We start from the raw sequence: 17,578 nt of genomic DNA on the forward strand, positions 1-17,578 counted from the left end.
TTGTCAGTGCTTCACGCGGAGGGGGTCAGTGCGCGGCACCACCGGTGGCCGGGGTCCGGCCGTGCTTCATGAAGAACGCTCCGATCAGCGCCACCGTGGCGGAGATCGCCACGAAGTAGAAGCCCATCTCGTATCCCTTGTCGGCGTACAGCAGCGGGATGTCCTTGGTGACCGGCGGCTGACCTGCCACCGTCACCACGGCCTGGACCGGGTTGGCGACCAGGAACGCGGTCGCGACCGCGAGGCCGATGCCCGCGCCCATGGCCTGCATGACACCCAGCATGCCGGCGCTGATGCCCTGCTGTTGTGCCGGAACGCCTTCCACGATGAGGTTCGGCGTGGACGCGTAGTACAGCGCGAAGGCCGCACCGTACACCGCGCTGATCAGCGCCTGCGTCTGCCAGCCGTGCGAGAGGGCCGCATAGGCCAGGCCGCTGCCGCCGAAGATGACCAGTGCCGTCACCAGTGGCCAGCGGGCGCCGGAGCGCCGGATCCACAGGCCGCCGAGGAAGCCGAACACCATGGCGATCAAGGACTGCGCGAGGGTCACGTGGGTGGCGAACTTCAGCAGCGAGAAGTTGTCACCGTAGCTGTAGCCGGGGTTCAGATCGACCTTGACCATGTCCGGCGGCAAGTGCTGGTACACCTGCTCCGGCGGCACCTGCGCGTTGACGACCTCCGGGGTCACCTGCGCATTCACCTTGTCGGTCAACATCTTGACCACATCCGGCGGCAGGTCCATGCCCGGCGGCATCGCAGCCTTGGCCTGTGCCTCGGCCGCGGCGAGACCCTGGGCCCGCGCCTGCGTGAGTGCCGTGGCTTGCGCCTGGCTCAGCGCCCCGGCCTTCACCTGATCCCAGGTGGCGTCCTTGACCTGCTGGACCACCTCGGCGGACGGCGGCGACTGGGTCATGTAGCCGGTCGCGTAGGACTGGTAGCCGATCATGAACGAGGCCAGCAGACCGATGAACAGCACCACGCTGACTCGCGGGTTGAACAGCAGCTTCATGTCCATGATCGGGTGCTTCGCCCGCATCTCCACGATCGGGAACAGCGCGAGCAGCACCAGGCCGGCGATCAGCCAGACCAGGGTGGAGGGCTTGGTCCAGCCCCAATCCTGACCCTTGTCCAGGTACAGCAGGGTGAGGGTCGCGCCCGCGCCGAGCAGCACCGCGCCGATGATGTCCAGGCGCTGCGGGGTGCGCAGCTTCGATTCCGGCACAAAAATGATCAGCAGCGGAAGCATGATCACGGTGAAGACGAACAGGAACCAGAACAGTCCACGCCAGGAGTAGTGATCGGTGATGTAGCCGCCGATCAGCGGACCGGCGAGGGCGGATACGCCCAGACCCGTGGAGGCGATGCCGAGACCGATGGGAACCATCCGGCGCGGCATCAGGTCCCGGATCAGGCCGTAGGACACCACGGTGGTCGCGATGGCCGTCGCCTCCAGCGCGCGGCCCACGAGGAAGACCGCCCAGTTGCTGGTGATGGCACACATGACCGTGCCGATCATGAACAGCACGCTGCAGACCAGGAACATCCGCTTCTTACCGTAGATGTCGCTGAGCTTGCCGATCAGCGGGGACACGGCGGCGCCGAAGATGCCGAAGACGATGATGGCCCAGTTGATGTTCGCGCCCTGGTCGGGGAACGTGGGCGCGATCTGCCGCAATGCGGACGCGACCATCACGTACTGCATCGGGGAGACCTCGGTGAACAGCACGATGATCGCGAGGACCGACCAGATCCTCAGCTGCGATGCGCCGTCGAGGCGACCGGAATCGTCAGGCGCAGTTCCGGGCGGCACCGCGGTGTCGACGGAGGTGGACATGTGGCGTCCTCCAGGGTGGGTAGTAACACGATCGTGTGAACCGTGTCACGGCCACCGGGCGTCGACTATCACCAAGTCCGTTCAGTGGGAATCGCTGGAATTCTGCTTCTTCGCAGGCTTCCGACGGCTACGCTGTCTCGCCAATTTGTCCAAATCCGCCAGCAGATCCTCGGCGAATTCCTTTTCGGCCTCGTAATGCTTGACGCACCAACGCAATACCGCGCTGGGATATGCCCAGTCCGGATTCACATCCGCGCCCTCGGCGTCGGCCTGTGCGCGCCGCCGCATGGTCTCGGTGTATTCGATGTGCTGGGTGAGGATCTCGCGCATGCGCTCGGGCTCGGCCAGGTGCCCCAGCCAGGCCCGCAACATCACGCTGTGCTTGAGGACGGGAGCCTCGACGGGGGAGTGGTTGACCCAGTTCGAGGCCGCTTCGCGCCCGCTCTCGGTTATCGCGTACATGCGCTTGCCGCGCATGCCGTCCTCGGACACCACGGTCCGGGAGATCGCGTAGCCGTGCTTTTCCAAACGCTTGAGCTCGGCGTAGATCTGGCTGAACGACGGACTCCAGTAAAAGAACTGCAGACTCCAGTCGGCCCATTTCTTCAGGTCGTATCCGGACAGTTCTTCGGCGTGCGAGAGCATTCCGAGAACCGCCCACGCCGTTGTGGGAAGTTCCGGAATCGCCTGCGCCTCTTCGGCGGGCACGCCATCGGTCATGATCGAACTGTATCGCCCCCGCATGCCCTGGCTCCGCTCAACGCCAGTGGGCGCGACGCGGGAACAGGGTGCGGCCGGCCTCGTGCGCGACCTCGAGCACGACGCGGGCCAGCCGGTCGTAGCTCATGCCGTCGGCGCGGCCGGACAGCGACAGCGCGGCGGGCGCGGTGCCGCGGCCCCGCAGCGGCGCTGCGACACAGGCGATTCCGGCGACGGCCTCCTCGCGGTCGATGGCCACGCCCTGCCGCATGCGGATCTGCTGCAGCTCGCGCGAGAGCGCCTCGGGCTCGCAGATGGTGCGCGGGGTCAGGCGCGGCAGCCGGGTGCGCAGCGCGGCGTCGGCGATGTTCGGCTCCAGGCAGGCGAGCATGGCCTTGCCGAGCGCGGTGGCGTGCGCGGGCATCCGGCCACCCAGGCGGGTGGGCAGGCTGGCGGCGAAGCGGCCGCCGGCCTTGTCCAGGTAGACCACGTCGCGGCCGTCGAGGACGGCCAGGTGTCCGACCATGCCGGTGCGCTGGCTCAGCTCGTGCAGCAGCGGGGACACGGCATCGCGAATCTCGTTGTGGTCGGCGGTGAGTCCGCCGAGCTCGAGTGCGCGCATGCCCAGCCGGTAGCCGCCCGAGGTGTGGGCCAGCCAGCGCAGCTTGATCATCTGGTCGAGGATCCGGTGCACGGTGGACCGCGGCAGCCCGGTGCGCTCGACCAGGCCGAGCAGCGTGAGGGTTGGGGTGGATGCGTCGAAAGCGTCCAGGATCAAGGTCATCCGCTCGATCATCGAGACGGGAACCTCAGCGCTGGCGCGAGATTCCTTGGCGCGCATGGGGTTGTGTGGGTGTCGAGTCTCCGCCGGGGGCAGCATGGTGACGGACATATGTACCTCCGTTGGTTCATATCCAGTCTAGGACTATTCCGATTAGGCATGTACCTAGTTCGGAGCTTGTGCTACCCATCACAGTGCCTTGTGCCACAACCTGCGGAATCGGGAGAACTACGTAAAACCTACGCATCCGTGTCCCGATCACCGAACCACGGAGTTGACGCCTCCTGCGCGCGACCTGCTGTCATGACTGCTAGCTATATTTCGGATCGAAATAAGGAGGCGCCGGTGCTTACTGGTGTCAATGTGCCCGGCGGCCGGACACCGGCCATCGACGCGACGGCATTCAAGACCGTTCTCGGCAGGTTCTGCTCGGGAGTCACCGTGATCACCGCCCTTGACGAGGACGAACCCCTCGGCTTCGCGTGCCAGTCGTTCGCATCGCTGTCCATCGACCCGCCGCTGGTGAGCTTCTTCCCGGCGCGGACCTCGAGCACCTGGCCTAGGATCCGTGAGGTGGGCCGGTTCTGCGTGAACATCCTGGCCGACGATCAGGCCGAGATCTGCCGTCAGCTCGGGCGTCCGGGCGCCGACAAGTTCGCGGGCGTGGAGTGGACCGCCTCGGAGAACGGCTCGCCCCTGCTCGCCGGGGCCATGGCCTCCATCGACTGCGAGCTGTACGACGAAGCCGACGGCGGCGACCACACCATCGTCATCGGCCGCGTGACCTGCTTGAATGAGCATTCCGAGGCGAAGCCGCTGCTGTTCTATCGCGCGGCGTTCGGTCGTCTCGACACGCAGTAGGCACGGTCGTCCCGAGCATCAGTGGGCGTAGTCGTCCCGGCCATCGGCCGGCGCGGTCGTCTCGTCCATCAGTAGTCACAGCCCGGCCAGTGAGACTGCGCTGTCGTCGCCGTCACATCGGCCGCAACCATCGAAGCAAGGCAAGGGAGAGGAATTCACATGACCACCATGGACGGTGAGGTGCGGGTCATCGACGCGGGCAAGCCCCCGGCGCGATTCGCGCGCGGCTGGCACTGCCTGGGCCTGGCCGACTCCTTCCGCGATGGAAAGCCGCACACCGTCAAGGCCTTCGGTACCGAGATCGTGGTGTTCGCGGCCGAGGACGGCACCCTCAACGTGCTCAACGCGTACTGCCCCCACATGGGCGGCAACCTGGCCGACGGCACCGTCAAGGGCGACTCCATCGCCTGCCCGTTCCACGACTGGCGCTGGAACGGCAAGGGCAAGTGCACCGGCATCCCGTACGCGCGTCGCGTGCCCCCGCTGGCCCGCACCAAGGCGTGGCCGACCATGGTCGAGAACAAGATGCTGTTCGTCTGGAACGACCCGGAGGGCAAGCAGCCGCCGGCCGAGCTGGCGATCCCGCGCATCGACGCCGCCTTCGACGACGAGTGGACCGACTGGACCTGGAACTCGATGATCGTCGACGCCAACTGCCGCGAGGTCGTCGACAACGTCGTGGACATGGCGCACTTCTTCTACGTGCACTACGGCTTCCCGACCTTCTTCAAGAACGTCTTCGAGGGCCACACCGCCAGCCAGTACATGACCTCCGTGTCGCGCGAGGACATGATGGGCGAGACCGCCAAGGCGCTGGGCGGCAAGAACATCCTGCAGTCGGAGGCCTCCTACTACGGGCCCTCCTACATGATCGACTACCTCGAGAGCGAGAGCCCGAACGGGCTGGTCGTCGAGGGCTACCTGATCAACTGCCACTATCCGATCGACGAGGACCAGTTCGTGCTCATGTACGGCGCGATCGCCAAGAGGCCGGAGGGCGTGCCCGCCGAGCAGGCGCAGGAGATCGCCGAGAAGTTCGTGGGCGGCCTGGGCAAGGGCTTCGAGCAGGACGCGGCCATCTGGAAGCGCAAGTCGCGCATCAACAATCCGCTGCTGTGCGAGGAGGACGGGCCGGTCTACCAGCTGCGTCGCTGGTACGAGCAGTTCTACGTGGACACGGCCGAGGTCAAGGACGAGATGACCGACCGCTTCGAGTACGAGGTGGACACCACCCGCGCGGTCACCGCGTGGGAAGCCGAGGTCGCCGACAATATCGCCAAGCGCGAAGCCGCCGTTGCGAGCACCGCCTCCGACGCAGTGGCACAGGGCTGAGAGACGCTGCCATGGACAAGGTTTCGTGCCGCTCCTGCGGGACCTGCGTGCTGGTGGAGAAGTACAGCGACCAGCACACCAGCGTGCAGTGGAACAGGGACGCGCAGGCCGCCTGCACGGAACTCGCGGACACCGGGCTGCGAGCTCACACCTGCCCGGCGCTGCGGGCCAGCATCGACGAGGCCGTCGCCTCGGGTGCGTTGACCGTCAGCACGCGTGACGTGGACGTGCGCACTCGCGGGCGAACTCTGGCCTGAGTGGGGTCGCCGGCTGCGGTCGGCGACCTCCGGGTGGGCCTCCCGACATCGTCGGCGGTCGGCCCCGAGTAGCGGATACCCCTCCGGGACGGGGTCGAAACTGACAGCACAGGAATGGAACTGGTGGAACGGATGACGGTCACGGACTTCGAGGTGGACGCGGCTGTGGAAGCCGCGCAGGTGAGCGGGATCACATCGGTGCGGATCGTGCGCGTGGTGCGCGAGACGGCCGACGCGGTGTCGCTCGAGCTGGCGCCGGACGCCGCGCACGCCGACCGGTTCTCGTATCGTCCGGGACAGTTCCTGACCCTGCGCATCCCGAGCGATCTCACCGGGTCGGTGAGCCGCTGCTACTCGCTGTCGAGCGCGCCGCACGAGGGCGGTCCGCTGAAGGTCACCGTCAAGCGGACCGTCGACGGCTACGGCTCGAACTGGCTGTGCGACAACGCCACCGAGGGCCTGACCCTGGACGTGCTGCCGCCCGCCGGCATCTTCACCCCGGAGTCGCTGGACACCGACCTGCTGCTGTTCGCCGGCGGCAGCGGTGTCACACCGGTGCTGTCCATCCTGAAATCCGTACTGGCGCAGGGCTCCGGCCACTGCACGCTGATTTACGCCAACCAGCACGAGAATTCGGTGATCTTCGCCGAGGAACTCGCGGAACTGGCTGCCGCGCAGCCGGATCGGCTCCTGGTGCTGCACTGGCTGCAGTCGGTGCAGGGCTTGCCGAGCGTGGCCGGCCTGGCCGCGATGGCGCGTCCATGGGCGGGCCGGGAGGTTTTCGTCTGCGGTCCCGGTCCGTTCATGGACGCGGTCGCGGCGGCCATGGCCGAGCTCGGCGCGGACCGCAAGCGCGTCCACTCGGAGAAGTTCGTCTCGCTGTCCGGCAACCCGTTCGAGATCGACACGGCCGCAACCGAGGTGGTGGCCGACGACGGTGACGCCGCCCTCGCGCGGGTCGAGCTCGACGGCGAGAACCACGAGCTGACCTGGCCGCGGCAGCAGACCCTGCTCGACACCATGCTGGCCAAGGGTCTGGACGCCCCGTACTCGTGCAAGGAGGGCGCGTGCAGCGCCTGCGTGTGCCGGGTGGTCTCCGGCGAGGTGAGCATGCGCCGCAATGAAATTCTGGAGGAGGAGGACATCGCCGACGGCTATGTGCTCGCCTGCCAGGCCGTTCCGATCACCGACGACGTCACCGTCACCTATTCCTGATATCCCGAATCTCCCGAGGAGTATCACCATGGCTGCCTTCGCCTCGCTCGGCTACGTGCGCGCCCAGATCGCCGATGTGGACGCCTGGCGCGCATTCGCCTTCGACACCATCGGTTTCGCCGAGGGCTCCGGCCCGAACGCCGATTCGGTGTACCTGCGCGTCGACGAGCACACCTACCGGCTCGAACTGGTGCCCGGCGACCGGGACGCGGTCATCGCCGTCGGCTGGCAGGTCGCCGACCGGCGCTCGCTGGAGCTGGTGCGCGAGATCCTGGAGAAGGCCGGCGTCGCGGTCACCGCGCTGACGCTCGCCGAGGCCGCCAACCGGCACGTCGAGGAGGCCATCGCCTTCGTCGATCCGTCCGGGTTCACCATCGAGGTCTTCCACGGCCCGCTGCTGGACCACAGCCCGGTGGTCGGCAAGTTCGGCAACCGGTTCGTCACCGGGGACCTGGGTCTGGGCCACGTGGTGCTGCCGGTGCGCGACATCGAAGAGGCGCGCAAGTTCTACACCGAGGTGCTGGGCTTCGCCTCCCGCGGCTCGTTCCGGGTGGGTCCGCCCGAGCACCCGATCTGGATCCGCTTCATGGGCGTCAATGCCCGCCACCACAGCCTGGCGCTCATTCCGGGCTCGCGGCCGGATGGCCCGGGCATCGTGCACGTCATGGTCGAGGTGGATTCGCTCGACGATGTGGGCCGCGCCCTGGACCGTGTGAACAAGGCGGGCTACCACGTGTCCTCCACGCTGGGCCGCCACACCAACGACAAGATGATCTCCTTCTACGTCCGCACCCCGGGCAACTGGGATCTCGAATTCGGTTGCGAGGGAATGCTCGTCGGCGACGACTACGTCGCCGAGGAGATGACCGCCGACAGCTACTGGGGCCACGAGTGGGCTAGGGGCTGACCCGCCCGCTCCCGCGCTCCCGGCACAGAAGGACAGTGACATGCGTGCGGTAGTCATGCGGAATCGGAAGCTCGTGGTCGACGAGGTACCCGAACCGGTCCCCGGACCCGGGCAGGTGCTGGTCGAGACCATCGCCTGCGGGATCTGCGGATCCGACAAGCAGGCGCTCGACCACACCGACGAGTTCCTGCAGGCCTCGCGCGACAGCGGCGTGCCGACCTTTCTGTTCGATCCGCACCGGGACCTGGTGCTGGGTCACGAACTGGCGGCCCGGGTCATCGGCGCCGGAACGGACACACCGTTCGTGGAGGGGCAGCACGTGGTCGCGCTGCCCTGGGCGCTGGACGCCGCCGGCGGGATCCACGGAGTCGGATACTCCAACGAGTTCCCGGGCGGCTTCGGCGAGCGCATGGTGTTGCAGGCCATGGCGCTCGAGCCCATTCCCGATCATGTGCCGCCGCACGTCGCGGCCCTGACCGAGCCGCTGGCGGTCGGGTTCGGCAATGTGGCGCGCACCGGCATCGGGCCGGACGGGACCGGGATCGTGATCGGTTGCGGGCCTGTCGGTCTGGGCGCGGTGGCCGCGCTGGACGAGCGCGGCGTCGCACCCATCGTGGCCTCGGATCCATCGAAGCTGCGCCGGGAGGCCGCGCTGCGGCTGGGCGCGCACCGGGTGGTGGATCCGGCCGTCGAGGATCCGGTCGAGGTGTGGCAGGAGCTGTCCGCGCCGGGGCAGAAGCTGCACGTGTGGGTGTGCGCCTCGGTGCCGGGACTGCTCAACGACCTCATGTACAAGGTCCCGCGCGAGACGGCCATCCTGCAGATCGGCGCGGTCATGACCGACGATGTCATCCGGCCCATCGTCGGCATCTACAAGGACATCTCGCTGCAGATGTGCATGGTGTACCCGCACGAGGAGTACGCGAAGACCCTGCGCCGCATCGCCGATGGCACCGTGGACGCCGCCTCGCTCATCACCGATCAGGTGGGGCTGGACGGGGTCGCGGGTGCCATCGAGTCACTGCGCAATCCCGACGATCACATTCAGATCCTGGTCCGTCCCGGAATGTGAGCGCGCACCAGTCGGCAGAAGTCGACCGGCCGCAGGCCGTCCGCGCGCTGCCAGAGGGCGGCGTCGACCGCGGTGTGCTGCGAAATGTGTTCGGCCACACCGAAACCGTGCCGGTCGAGCAGCGCGGTCACGGACTCGGGTGAGAAGAAGCTGAGCATCGGCTCACCCTGTTCCGCGGTGGCGGCGAGCGCGAATTCGGCGAAGACACAACCGGATTCGTCGCGCAGCTCCGGCAGCAGCGCGTACTCCATCACCAATTCGGTGCCGGGCGCCCAGCCCGACAGCGTGTCCAGGGTGGCGCCGATCGCCGATTCGGTCAGATACATGGTGACGCCCAGCCAGCTCACCAGTGCGGGCCGATTCGGGTCGAAGCCGTATGCGGTCAATTCCGCGGCCAGGTTGTCGCGTTCGAAATCGACGCCGACGAATTCGACCGTGGAGAAGCCGATTCCGGCGGCGGCGAGCAATTCCCGCTTCCACGCCTGGGTGGCGGGATGGTCCACCTCGTAGACCGCGACCCGCCCCGCCAGGGGTGAGCGGTAGGCGAAGGAGTCCAGGCCCGCGCCCAGGATCACGTACTGCTCGAACTCGCCGGCCGCAAGCCGGGCCTCGGTGTAGTGGCTGCGGGCGCTGACCTGGGATCTGGTGCCGCTGAGCACCGGGTGATCGCCGGACTCCCGGTGATAGGAGATGAGTTCGGCGGCCCGCTCGCCCAGCAGCGTCTCGGCCACGGTGTCCTGGAACAGATGCGGTGGGCGATCCACGATCAGATGCGCGGCGCGACCGGCCGCCGCCATCATCGCGGTCCGGCTCGGGCCCCTGTTGTCCGTCGAGCCGTTGTCCATCGAATTCTCCCTCCACGTAAGGATGCGCGGCAGCCCGATATCGGTAATCGCTACCGCGAGATCCGATGGTAGACAGGAGAATTCGCTTTCGCTTTCACCATATCACACGGAAATAAATTTCCGATTACGGTGAAATGCCCTCGGACTATCGATCGGTGAAGGTGATCCGGACCGTCACCGGATCGCTCTCCAGCGCCGCGAAGACGCCACGGGTGAACGGGGCCAGCGCCGGATGTGGAGCGAAGGTGCGGGCACGGGCCACCACATCGTCGTCGGGGAGCAGCGCGGCGGTGCCGGTGCGCCAGTCATCACCCTGGCGGACACGGACATTCGGATTGGCCGTGAGGTTCAGGCCCCAGCCCGACCGCAGGCCGTGCTGGCAGATGGCCCACGCGCCCTCATCGTCGAACAGCTGCGACACCGGCACGCGGCGTGGCTGCCCGGACTTGCGGCCGACGGTTTCGATCTCGCTGGCGAAGGCGGTGCGGATGCCGATCCGGTCCAGGGCGCGGACGGTCGGGTTCATCACATAGCGGCCCATGGCGCGCTCGGTGCGGAACTTGCGGGCCGCCCGGTCGGCGGTGGTGCGCGGGGCGGCGGACCGCTTGCTGCGGAAGGCGTCGAAGCCGTTGCGGCGCAGCATGGTCACCGCCGTCAGCCAGGGCGAGCGGTCCGGATCGGGGTCCTTCCCCGCGCCGAGCCGGTGCAGCTGGTCGGTGTGCCATTGCAGGTCGAGCGCGCCGTCGAAGGACTTCAGGCCGCCATTGGCGGCCAGGCGCGGGGGCAGGCCCAGCGAGATGTGCGGCGGGCGCAGCGCGTCGGTACGATCGGTGAGCAGATCGGTTGCGGCGCTGGGGATCACGGCCGCGGGGCGGCCCAGGCCGACCAGATCGCAGGTGCCGCCGGCCAGTGCGTCGGACATGGCGGCGCGGGAGCGGAAGCCGCCGGTCACCGCGATCGGGACCGCGCCCGCGGCCTGCCGGGCGGTCTCGGCGTAGTCCAGGAAGTACGCCTCGCGGGCGCGAGTGCCTTCCGAGGCCGTGCGCGGCCGGCCCATCATGGCCGGGGATTCGTAACTGCCGCCACTGATTTCGAACAGGTCCACCTGCTCGCCGGACAGTTCCTCGATGACCGTGCGCGACTCGTCCTCGGTGAAACCGCCGCGCTGAAAGTCGGCCGAATTGAGTTTGATGCCCAGCCCGAAGCCCGGGCTCACCGCCGCGCGAATGCTGCGCGCCACCTCGACCACGAATTGCCGCCGGCGCTCGGCGTCGCCGCCCCAGGCATCGGTGCGCTGATTCGACAGCGGGGACAGGAACTGCGAGACCAGATAGCCGTGCGCGCCGTGGATCTGGACGCCGTCGAATCCGGCGGCCTCGGCGACCCGGGCGGCGCGGCCGAAGCGGGCGATGATGTCGAGGATCTCGTCCTCGGTCAGCTCGCGCGGGGCGGGCACGCCGGGGATGCCCATGGCAATGGCCGAGGGTGCGACCGCGCGGGTCCGGGTGACGATCGGATTGGCCTGCCGCCCGGGATGATTCAGCTGCACCCAGACCTTGGCGCCGCCGTCCTTGGCGACCTCGGCCCAGCGGGTGAGGGCCTCCAGATGCCGTTCGTCCTCGATGGCCACATTCCCGGGTTCGCCGCAGTGGCGGCGGTCGACCATGACATTGCCGGTGACAATGAGGCCGTAGCCGCCGCGGCTCCAGCGGTCGTACAGTCGTTCCAGCCGCGCGTCGGGTGCATTGTCGCCCTTCGCCAGCCCTTCGCTCAGGGCGGATTTCATGATCCGATTGCGTAGCACCTGACCGCTGGCCAGTGGCAGGGGATCGTGCAGTGTCGACTGTCGCGCGGTGGATGCTGACGGCATGGTGTGGGCCCCGATTCCTCGTCGAAGAGTAGAGCGGCGGACTACACTGAGGTAGACCAATCGGTATATCCGAAAACGGTAGTACACCGATCGGTATAGAGCAAGGAGGAATCGTCCATGGGTGCCCGCGACCGCCTCATCGACAGCGCCATCGCCCTGATGCGGTGCAATGGCATCGCCGGGACCGGCATCGCGCAGCTGCTCGAGCACAGCGGCATCTCCCGCCGGTCGATCTACCTGAACTTCCCGGGCGGGAAATCCGAACTGGTCGCCGAGGCCACCCGGACCGCCGGGCAGGCCACCAGTGCACTCATGCGAACCGTCACCGCCGGCACCGATCTGGCCGGCGCCATCGCCGCCTTCCCGGCCCTGTGGCGGGACGTGCTGGTCTCGAGTGACTTCACCGCGGGCTGCCCGATCGTGGCCGCGGCGCTCGGCCGATCGGAATCGCCCGAGGCGGCCGACGTGGCGGGGGAGACCTTCGGCGAGTGGGAGGGCATCCTGGCCGACCGGCTCGAGGCCGAGGCCGTGGAACCCGACACCGCCCGCTCCCTCGCGACCACCATCATCGCGGCGGTCGAGGGCGCGGTCGTCATGTCGCTGGCGACCCGCTCGACCGCACCCCTGGAGCGGGCCGGCCGGCAGATGGCCGACCTGGTCGCCCTGCACACGGGCAAGACGACCTCGGTCGGCTGAGCCTCAGATCAGGCTCAGGCCGCCGTCGATGGTGACGATGGTGCCGGTGGTGTAGCCGGACCGGTCCGAGGCGAGAAACGCTGCCGTATCGGCGATTTCACGCGGATGGGCCGGGCGGCCGAACGGGAAGTTCGCCGCCATCTCGGCGAAGCGGGCATTGGTCTCGATGAGTGTGGTGATGCGCGAGGTGGCCACCGGGCCCGGATTGATGCCGACCACCCGAATGCCGTCGCGCCAGCTGCGGCTGCCCAGCGCGCGGGTGAACGCCATGAGCGCAGCGTTGCCGGTGCTGCCCGCGATGTACTCCGCATCGGGCCGCTCGCCCGCCGAGCCGATGACGTTCACGATGACGCCGCCGCCGCGCCGCTTCATTTCCGCGTAGACGCGGCGGCTCAGGTCGATGTATCCGAAGACCTTGAGTTCCCATGCGTGCCGCCAGGTTTCGGCGTCGACGGCCCCCAGGGTTCCGGCCGGAATGTCACCGGCATTGTTGACCAGGATGTCCGGCGCACCGACCGCGTCCGCCAGCCCGGTGAGATCCTCGGTCGATCGCAGGTCCACCGGGTGGGAGCGCACGTGCACCCCGTGTTCGGCGCGCAGCTGCTCGCCGATTTCGTCCAGCCGCTCCTTGTTGCGGGCGGCCAGATGCAGGTGGCAGCCCTCCGCGGCGAGTACCCGCGCGATCTCCGCGCCGATGCCCGCCGACGCGCCGGTCACGAGCGCGGTTCTGCCGCCCAGTCTCAAATCCATTGGCCCATCTCCTGAATCTCGTGTCCTATGTCGATGTCGAACGGTGCGGACATTCGTCGGGTTCAACTTTTTGGTCGAATGTCCACGTTGATGGAAAGGCGGATCACCGCCATCTGTTCCCGGTGCCCGCTACGCCGTCGCGGTGGCGGTGAGCGCGATGCCCGACAGGCCGAGCGCGCGCTGGAATACCCTGTCGCGCAGCCTCGCCGGGAGACGGGACAACAAGACCGCGAGTCGTGCATCGGATCCCGCTACATAGAACGCCTTCGGCTTGCGTGCCTCGACCGCGCGGGTGATGGCGGAAACCGCCACATCGACCGGCGCGTAGCGCTGCCCGGCCGCGGCCCGCTCGAAGGCGGTGAGCTGGCGATCGTACAGTCCGGCGGTCCGCGGATCCGCCTGTGCCAGTGCGGCTTCGGCTGCGGCAGCGGACTTGGCGAAGATCTCCGTGCGCATGGCTCCGAGCTGTACGACCGATACCGGTATGCGCCACGGGGCCAGTTCGACGCGCAGTGATTCCGAATACGACTCCAGCGCGGCCTTACTCGCGCCGATGGGGCCGAGGAAGGGGAAAGCGACCCGGGCGCTGGCCGCGCTGATGTTCACGATCCGGCCGCCGCCCTCCCGTAGCAGGGGCAGGAAGGTCTGGATGACGCGCACCGGACCGTGCACATTGACCTCGAATTGCCGGTGCCACTCGGGGATCGGCACCAGTTCGGTCGGGCCCTGGACGAGTACGCCCGCATTGTTGATCAGGGCGTGGAGCCGCTGTCCGTCTTGGTATTTCGCCACCTGTTCGGCGGCTTCCGCGACGCTTGCGGAATCGGTGACATCGAGCGTGAGCTGGGTGATGCCGGTGGCGTCCAGGTCCGGTGTCGGGGTGCGGACCCCGGCGTAGACGTGGAATCCCCTGGCGGCCAGGGCCAGTGCGCAGGCGCGGCCGATGCCGCCGCCCGCGCCGGTGAGCAGGATCGCGTGTGCGTTGGTGGCTGTTGTCATGTGAAGCCTCGGATCGAATCGCGGTTGATACGCATACCCGGGTACATGAACAAGAGTACATGTCCCAAGGTACATGTCAACGGTCGCGAGTATCCCGATCGATTCGAATCCCGGTGCGGCCTAGGTGTTTACCGATCCTCGTCGATCTCGTCGCGCGCCCATTCGGCCCATTCGGCCAGCGCCTCGTACAACCGGATGCCCGCCTCGACCGCGATCCGCTTGGACCTGTCGTGCGGATCGGTGCCGAACTCGCCGCGGTCCTTGGCCAGGGCCAGTTCGCGGTACATGGCCGCGGTATCGCTGAAGAACCTCCCCTCGCGATCCAGGTGCTCGCCCAGATCCTTCGGCTCCATCAGCCAGAAGAAGAACGACCGCAGCAGCGGTTCCAACCGCAGGGTGTGATCGACCTCGTCCTCGACCAGCCACCGCCGCACCTCGGCCAGCCCGGCCTCGGTGATCCGGTACGCCTTGCGCCCCCGCGCCCCTTCGCTGTCCAGTTCGATCATTCCGGCCTCCGCCAGCCGCCCGAGCTCGGCGTAGATCTTCGGATGCCGCGCCGGCCACACCGGCCCCAGCGCCTCCTGGAACCGCTGGGCCAGGTCGTACCCGCTGGCCGGCCCCTCCGCCAGTAACCCCAGCAACCCGTGCCGCAGCGACATGCCACACCCTTTCGTAGACCCTCACCACATCATCACACCCGGCTATCGCGCCCCGACCCCGCGAGCACGCGCTCGACCTCCGCCGACTCCGGAATCGAGGCACTGGCACCCAGTTTCGTCGTGGCCAGCGCCCCCGCGGTACAGGCCCAGGCCAGGGCGGTGGCGGGGCCTTCGTGCCAGTGGGCGGCCAGCGCCCCGGTGAAGGCATCGCCCGCACCGGTGGTGTCCACGACCGCTACCCGCACGCCGGGGTGGGTCATCGCGAGACCGTCCGGCCCGCGATAGGACGCGCCCGCGGCGCCGAGGGTGGTGATGACGTGCGGGACGGCCGCGAGCGCGGAGGCCAGCCGCGCCGACTCACCCTCGTTGACCACCGCGACGTCCACCTCGGCCCAGATCTCGGCCGGAAGGTCCTGTACCGGTGAGGGATTCAGCAGTACCACGGTGTTGTTGGCCCGGGCGTGGCGGGCCGCGGCGAGCACCGTCGACACCGGAATCTCCAACTGGCACATGAGCACATCCGCGGCGGCGATCGTATCCAGGTCCGCCGCAGTCAGTTCCGTCATCCGACCGTTGGCGCCCGCCACCACGATGATGGTGTTCTCCCCGGCCCCATCCACCACGATGGTCGCGATCCCGCTGGCACCCTCGACCTCCCGCAGCCGCGACACCCCGACCCCGCTCTCCCGCAACACCGTTCGCAGGGCCTCGGCGAACATATCCCCGCCGACCGCCCCCACGAACTCGACCTCGGCCCCCGCCCGCCGCGCGGCGATCGCCTGATTCGACCCCTTCCCGCCCGGAACCAGCGCGAACCCGTCCCCGGCCACCGTCTCCCCGGCCTCCGGCCGCCGCACCACGGTCGTCACCAGATCCATATTGGTACTGCCCACCACCGCGATTCGCGCCATGGTTCGGACCGTAGTTCAGGCGGCTCAGCCGAGGGCGGATTCGACGATGGACGTGGCCTCCGGGGCGACGGGGTCGAGGATGTCGTCGAAGTCGTGGTGCTTTTCGACGTAGGCCTTGACGAAGGGGCAGATGGGGACGATGCGTTTGCCGGCGGCTCGGGTGGCGGTGAGGGCGGCGCTGATGAGTTTCGAGGCCAGGCCCTGACCGGCGAAGGCCTCGTCGATCTCGGTGTGGAAGAAGATGCGCTGGCGGCCGTGATCGACGTAGGCGGTCAGGCCGGCGCGGGTGTCGCCGACCTTGATGGCGAAGTACTGGGGGACGGTGTCGGTGGCCTGGGTGATGGTCGGCTCGGGCGCGGTCATGCGGGCTCGCTTTCGGTAGGGGCGGTGTGGTGGTCGGGTTCGAGGGGCGGGCTGGCGACGGCGGAGAAGGTGCGGCATTCCGGTTCACACGAGGGCGGGGCGGTGCGGAGGGCGTCGTCGCGGACGGTGAAGAAGGCCAGGGCGGCGGCCACGATCATCAGAATGGCGCAGGTGAGGATGGCCAGGTGGAAGCCGTGGGCGAAATCGGGCGGATTGGTGTATGCCGCGCCGGTGAGTCCGGCCAGGGGCGGGATGGCCGCCACGCCCAGCAGGCCCGCGGCGCGGGCGACCGCATTGTTGACGCCGCTGGCCACGCCCGCATGGCGTTCGTCGGCGGTGGCGAGGACGGTCGCGGTCAACGGCGCCACCGCCAGCGTCAGGCCGACGCCGAAAACCAGTGCGGCAGGCAGCACATCGACCAGGTAGGAGGTGTGGATGCCGATGCGGGTCATCAGCAGCATGCCCGTCGCGGCGAGCAGCACACCGGCGGTGATCGGCCGGCGTGGTCCGATGCGCTGGGCCAGCGCGCCGGAGCGGGCCGAGAACAGCAGCATCAGAACGGTGACCGGCAGCATGGCCGTGCCCGCGGCGATCGGAGTGAATCCGGCCACCACCTGCAGGGTCAGTACCAGCAGGAAGAAGACCACGCTCATGGCCCCGTACATGACGAAGGTGACCACGTTGATCGCGGTGAACTGCTTGGAGGCGAACACGGCGACGGGCAGCATCGCCGCGGGATCCTGGCCGTCGCGCGACCGCCGCCGCTCCACCACCACGAATCCCGTACCCGCGGCGACGCCCGCGATCGCGCTGCCCCACACCAGGATTCGACTCGTATCGTGCTCGGGCGCCATGGTCAGGGCGTAGGTGATCCCGGCCAGGCACAGGGCCGCCAGCACCGCCCCGAGCACATCGAACCTCCCGTGCGCCTCGGCATCGCGGGTCTCGGGCACATGCCGGACCGTCACCGCCACCACCACCGCGGCCAGCGGAATATTGAGCAGGAACACCCACCGCCAGCCGGCCGCCTCCACCAGCCAGCCGCCCAGGAACGGCCCGATGGCGCCGGCCACGCCACCCAGCCCGGACCAGGCCCCGACCGCGCGCGCCCGCTCCTCGGGCCGGAACGAGGCCTGAATGATGGCAAGGGAGCCGGGCGTCAGCAGCGCACCGCCCACACCCTGCAGGGCCCGTGCCGCGATGAGCATCGAAACGTCTTGCGCCGCACCGCACAATGCGGAGGCGACGGCGAACCACACCACCCCGATCAGGAACACCCGCCGCCGCCCGTACCGGTCGCCCAGCGACCCACCCAGCATGATCAATCCGGCCAGCGTCAGCGTGTACGCATTGACCGTCCACTGCAGTCCCGCCATCGATGCGCCGAACTCGTCACCGATCCGCGGCAGCGCCACATTCACGACGGTCGCGTCCAGCATAGCCATCCCCGAACCGAGGACGGTGGCCAGTAGAACCCATCGGCCGGTGCCCGAGGACAACCGGATGCTCGCGGTCATGCGCCCACGG

At 68.4% G+C, this 17,578-nt stretch carries 18 protein-coding genes; 7 read left to right on the plus strand and 11 right to left on the minus strand.

The genetic code is table 11. The features are described from left to right. Nucleotides 1–25 precede the first annotated feature (25 nt). The 3 genes from ACQP1O_RS08435 to ACQP1O_RS08445 all read right to left on the minus strand — a co-directional run bounded on the left by ACQP1O_RS08435 (nucleotide 26) and on the right by ACQP1O_RS08445 (nucleotide 3,425). A complete protein-coding gene (locus ACQP1O_RS08435) occupies nucleotides 26–1,834 on the minus strand; it encodes an MFS transporter (RefSeq protein WP_433565288.1) in 1,809 nt (602 codons plus the stop codon). A gap of 81 nt (nucleotides 1,835–1,915) precedes the next feature. Then, a complete protein-coding gene (locus tag ACQP1O_RS08440) occupies nucleotides 1,916–2,554 on the minus strand; it encodes a PadR family transcriptional regulator (RefSeq protein WP_356997345.1) in 639 nt (212 codons plus the stop codon). A gap of 37 nt (nucleotides 2,555–2,591) precedes the next feature. Continuing rightward, nucleotides 2,592–3,425: an IclR family transcriptional regulator gene (locus ACQP1O_RS08445; RefSeq protein ID WP_433565289.1), complete on the minus strand. Its 834-nt coding sequence runs from the start codon at nucleotides 3,423–3,425 to the stop codon at nucleotides 2,592–2,594. A 234-nt stretch (nucleotides 3,426–3,659) separates the two neighbouring features. Between ACQP1O_RS08445 and ACQP1O_RS08450 the strand changes: the two genes are divergently transcribed. From ACQP1O_RS08450 to ACQP1O_RS08475, 6 genes are all read left to right on the plus strand, one after another. Beyond that, the gene (locus ACQP1O_RS08450; protein ID WP_433565290.1) at nucleotides 3,660–4,175 is read left to right on the plus strand and encodes a flavin reductase family protein; all 516 of its coding nucleotides are present in this window, start codon (nucleotides 3,660–3,662) and stop codon (nucleotides 4,173–4,175) included. Nucleotides 4,176–4,334: 159 nt separating this feature from the next. Beyond that, a complete protein-coding gene (locus tag ACQP1O_RS08455; RefSeq protein ID WP_433565291.1) occupies nucleotides 4,335–5,507 on the plus strand; it encodes a Rieske 2Fe-2S domain-containing protein in 1,173 nt (390 codons plus the stop codon). Between the two features lie 11 nt (nucleotides 5,508–5,518). After that, nucleotides 5,519–5,764 carry a hypothetical protein gene (locus tag ACQP1O_RS08460; RefSeq protein WP_354834988.1) on the plus strand — a complete coding sequence of 82 codons (246 nt, stop codon included), beginning with the start codon at nucleotides 5,519–5,521 and terminating at the stop codon, nucleotides 5,762–5,764. A gap of 132 nt (nucleotides 5,765–5,896) precedes the next feature. Further along, nucleotides 5,897–6,979, plus strand: coding sequence for a 2Fe-2S iron-sulfur cluster-binding protein (locus ACQP1O_RS08465; protein ID WP_433565292.1), 1,083 nt, complete (start codon nucleotides 5,897–5,899; stop codon nucleotides 6,977–6,979). Between the two features lie 28 nt (nucleotides 6,980–7,007). Continuing rightward, nucleotides 7,008–7,886: a VOC family protein gene (locus ACQP1O_RS08470; protein ID WP_433565293.1), complete on the plus strand. Its 879-nt coding sequence runs from the start codon at nucleotides 7,008–7,010 to the stop codon at nucleotides 7,884–7,886. A 40-nt stretch (nucleotides 7,887–7,926) separates the two neighbouring features. Then, nucleotides 7,927–8,958, plus strand: a complete 1,032-nt coding sequence (locus ACQP1O_RS08475; protein WP_433565294.1) for a zinc-binding dehydrogenase — start codon at nucleotides 7,927–7,929, stop codon at nucleotides 8,956–8,958. Here the strand turns inward: ACQP1O_RS08475 and ACQP1O_RS08480 are convergent. Then, nucleotides 8,931–9,803 carry a class I SAM-dependent methyltransferase gene (locus tag ACQP1O_RS08480; RefSeq protein ID WP_433565295.1) on the minus strand — a complete coding sequence of 291 codons (873 nt, stop codon included), beginning with the start codon at nucleotides 9,801–9,803 and terminating at the stop codon, nucleotides 8,931–8,933. The genes ACQP1O_RS08475 and ACQP1O_RS08480 overlap by 28 nt on opposite strands. Before the next feature lie 145 nt (nucleotides 9,804–9,948). Further along, entirely contained in the window at nucleotides 9,949–11,673 is a 1,725-nt protein-coding gene (locus ACQP1O_RS08485; RefSeq protein ID WP_433565296.1) for a nitroreductase family deazaflavin-dependent oxidoreductase, read from the minus strand. A gap of 117 nt (nucleotides 11,674–11,790) precedes the next feature. Between ACQP1O_RS08485 and ACQP1O_RS08490 the strand changes: the two genes are divergently transcribed. Then, nucleotides 11,791–12,369 carry a TetR/AcrR family transcriptional regulator gene (locus ACQP1O_RS08490; RefSeq protein WP_433565297.1) on the plus strand — a complete coding sequence of 193 codons (579 nt, stop codon included), beginning with the start codon at nucleotides 11,791–11,793 and terminating at the stop codon, nucleotides 12,367–12,369. A 3-nt stretch (nucleotides 12,370–12,372) separates the two neighbouring features. On the opposite strand, the gene ACQP1O_RS08495 is transcribed toward ACQP1O_RS08490, so the two are convergent. From ACQP1O_RS08495 to ACQP1O_RS08520, 6 genes are all read right to left on the minus strand, one after another. Beyond that, nucleotides 12,373–13,119 (minus strand): SDR family oxidoreductase, encoded by a 747-nt coding sequence (locus tag ACQP1O_RS08495; RefSeq protein WP_433565298.1) that lies wholly within the window; start codon nucleotides 13,117–13,119, stop codon nucleotides 12,373–12,375. 129 nt (nucleotides 13,120–13,248) lie between these two features. Further along, on the minus strand, nucleotides 13,249–14,118 hold the full coding sequence (locus ACQP1O_RS08500; protein WP_433565299.1) for an SDR family NAD(P)-dependent oxidoreductase: 870 nt from the start codon (nucleotides 14,116–14,118) through the stop codon (nucleotides 13,249–13,251). 128 nt (nucleotides 14,119–14,246) lie between these two features. Then, nucleotides 14,247–14,777, minus strand: coding sequence for a PadR family transcriptional regulator (locus ACQP1O_RS08505; RefSeq protein ID WP_433565300.1), 531 nt, complete (start codon nucleotides 14,775–14,777; stop codon nucleotides 14,247–14,249). Between the two features lie 32 nt (nucleotides 14,778–14,809). Then, nucleotides 14,810–15,688 (minus strand): ribokinase, encoded by an 879-nt coding sequence (locus tag ACQP1O_RS08510; RefSeq protein ID WP_433565301.1) that lies wholly within the window; start codon nucleotides 15,686–15,688, stop codon nucleotides 14,810–14,812. A 24-nt stretch (nucleotides 15,689–15,712) separates the two neighbouring features. Further along, on the minus strand, nucleotides 15,713–16,051 hold the full coding sequence (locus ACQP1O_RS08515) for a GNAT family N-acetyltransferase (protein WP_433565302.1): 339 nt from the start codon (nucleotides 16,049–16,051) through the stop codon (nucleotides 15,713–15,715). Continuing rightward, on the minus strand, nucleotides 16,048–17,568 hold the full coding sequence (locus ACQP1O_RS08520) for an MFS transporter (RefSeq protein WP_433565303.1): 1,521 nt from the start codon (nucleotides 17,566–17,568) through the stop codon (nucleotides 16,048–16,050). The genes ACQP1O_RS08515 and ACQP1O_RS08520 overlap by 4 nt, the downstream gene beginning before the upstream one ends. Nucleotides 17,569–17,578: the final 10 nt, after the last annotated feature.

This window comes from Nocardia sp. CA-151230 (assembly GCF_050942175.1).
In the GTDB taxonomy this organism is placed as follows: Bacteria; Actinomycetota; Actinomycetes; order Mycobacteriales; family Mycobacteriaceae; genus Nocardia.